Below are 2,366 nucleotides of genomic sequence, written 5' to 3' on the forward strand. Positions count from 1 at the left end.
TGATCAGTCATGAGATTATTGTCAACCTGATCGGGCAAACGACGACTACCGAAGGCCTCAAAATTCGGGCTGAAATTGATCGGGGTAAATATCCCAAAGGCGTGAAAGTTTCACCGGAGGCGATGAAAAAACTGGCCTTGGAGCGAGATGAATTTCACGGAGAATGGAATTATTCCTTGAAACCACACCTTCACTGAAGTGTTCATGTTATGATTTCTAGGCTCCTTAGTCCGTGCCTTAAATGAAAATGCGAACGCGCTGATGTAAATCCAACCGACTGCCCACTGCGTCAGCGTTTCCTTCAAACCCGCAGGCTGCGCGAAATACGCGACCAGCATCAGCGCAATAATTCCCGGGAACAGCACGATGGCCAGGCGCGTGGACATCGGCCAGCGCGGCGATTCTGGTTTTTTCTGGTTGTGTTCGAGGCGAAGTCCGTAGGAAAGGGACGTCTGCTCTCGTGTGACTTGCCAGAAATATGCGCCACCAACCCAGGTTGAAATTAAAGCCATAATTATTGGCAAGCTTTTGCCGCTTAGATCTCCTTCCCAAACAACCGCCGCAATTGTCATGAATAAGAGCCAGACCCCGAAACCACACACCACAGCCGACATGATCGGGCGCGCCAGAATGGGTTGCTGGCGCAGAAAACGGTCCAGGTCCTCAGCCAGCGCGCGGGCGGTCGCGTAACGGGCTGGGCCTTCCTTCTCGAGACACTTGAGGCAAATGGTCTCGATATCCAACGGCACTTCTTCGTTCAATTTAGTCGAGCGCATGGGGGGCGCATCGACCACCTGCCGTAGTGTCGCCACGGAGTTCTCCGCTTTAAATGGCGGACGGCCCGTCAGCATTTCATAAAGGACCGCGCCCAATGAATAGATGTCACTCTGAGGACCGATCAAGTCCTGGCGGCCGACCGCCTGCTCGGGCGGCATGTAGCTCGGAGTACCCATCACAGCGCCTGTTTGCGTGAGGCCGCTCTCATTTTCTTTTTGCTTGGCGAGGCCGAAGTCCGTGATACGCGGTTGGTCCCTCTCATCCACCAAAACATTTTGCGGCTTCAAATCGCGATGCAACACTCCACGTTGATGCGCGTAATGAATCGCTTCGGCCATGGCCTTGGCCAGTTCCGCCGCCCGCCGAATCCCCAAAGGCTTGCCCTGAATCACCGCGGCCAGGTTGGGGCCTTGCACGTAATCCATCGAAAAATATTGCTGCCCCTCATGCTCGCCAATTTCGTGTATCGCCACGATATTCGGATGCTGGAGATTGGCCGCAGCCTCGGCTTCCACCCGAAATCGTTGCACCTCCGCCTCGTTCGCGAACTTTCCTGTGAGGATCATCTTGAGCGCCACCACCCTTTTGAGGCTCACCTGCGGCGCGCGATAGACCACTCCCATGCCGCCGCGAGCCAGTTCCCCCAGCAACTCGTAATCGCCAAAGTAGTGCACGCGCGTTTCGTTTGGGGTGGAGGGTGGAAATGCCGGAAGTTTCCCCTGTCACCGTCTTAATGGAGTCTGAAGGAATATCCAGCGTGGTTTCCAGGCTGCCATCCATCAGGCATTGCGGGCAGAGACCCTCCAATGAATCGGGCCGCAGCGCCGTCCCGCATTTGGAGCAGATTCGTTCGTTAGTTTTCATCTTACTCATTCCTGAAACAAATTCCGTAGGACCGGCCGCACGGCTGGCCTGCTGCGAAGAACAGAGCAAAATGGTTACTTGCGGCTTGTTCGCCACGCGGCTCGCTTCGGAGATAATCACCGCCGGGTGAGGCTCTGGCCAGCCAGGCGCTTGCCAGGAGTAAATGTCCCAGGGTTTCACTCCTCAAATCTGGGAATAGACTGGGCACGCGTCGCTACCGCTTCGAGTTCGTCCCACTCCTTCGACTCCTTGCTCCGGTACCAGCGGTCCAGAACTTCCCGTGGCAACGCATCAATGTTTGGGAAAAGGCGGCCGGAGTCTGCGACCAGTCGCTTTTCCGCCTCAGGCAGTCCGCAACGGATGGCCAACCGATAGACCTCAGCCTGTTTGGCCTTGGCTTTGCGGGCGATTTTGGCCACTTGGGAACGCAGATCCGCGGGAATCACCAAGGGAACTGGCATCGTTCTCACGAGCAGACAATAGACGAAGCTTCTATGGACTGCAAATGGTGAATTCGATTACATCGCCGACTGAAAAGTTCCCTCTGCTCGCGACGCGGAGAGACCGAAAGCATTCAAGTCAAGAAGATGAGGCTTCACCCAAATCCTCGCCTAAGCAAGCGGCGACAAAAAAATCGGGGGGAGCGCCGACGGGACGGTTTTGACTTTCACACACCGGCTCAAATTCCTCGCCCTCAGTGCTTGAAATCGTCCCAACTCGCTGAT

The 2,366-nt window shown here is 55.7% G+C and carries 3 protein-coding genes; 1 reads left to right on the forward strand and 2 read right to left on the reverse strand.

Annotated elements, in window-relative coordinates; translation table 11 throughout:
- Window positions 1–2: 2 nt before the first annotated feature.
- A complete protein-coding gene (locus FJ398_27265) occupies window positions 3–197 on the forward strand; it encodes a hypothetical protein (GenBank protein ID MBM3841578.1) in 195 nt (64 codons plus the stop codon).
- On the opposite strand, the gene FJ398_27270 is transcribed toward FJ398_27265, so the two are convergent.
- Window positions 111–1,451 (reverse strand): serine/threonine protein kinase, encoded by a 1,341-nt coding sequence (locus FJ398_27270; protein ID MBM3841579.1) that lies wholly within the window; start codon window positions 1,449–1,451, stop codon window positions 111–113. The genes FJ398_27265 and FJ398_27270 overlap by 87 nt on opposite strands.
- A gap of 366 nt (window positions 1,452–1,817) precedes the next feature.
- Window positions 1,818–2,111 (reverse strand): hypothetical protein, encoded by a 294-nt coding sequence (locus tag FJ398_27275; GenBank protein ID MBM3841580.1) that lies wholly within the window; start codon window positions 2,109–2,111, stop codon window positions 1,818–1,820.
- Window positions 2,112–2,366 lie beyond the last annotated feature (255 nt).

The organism is Verrucomicrobiota bacterium, assembly GCA_016871535.1.
Lineage (GTDB): Bacteria > Verrucomicrobiota > Verrucomicrobiia > Limisphaerales > SIBE01 > VHCZ01.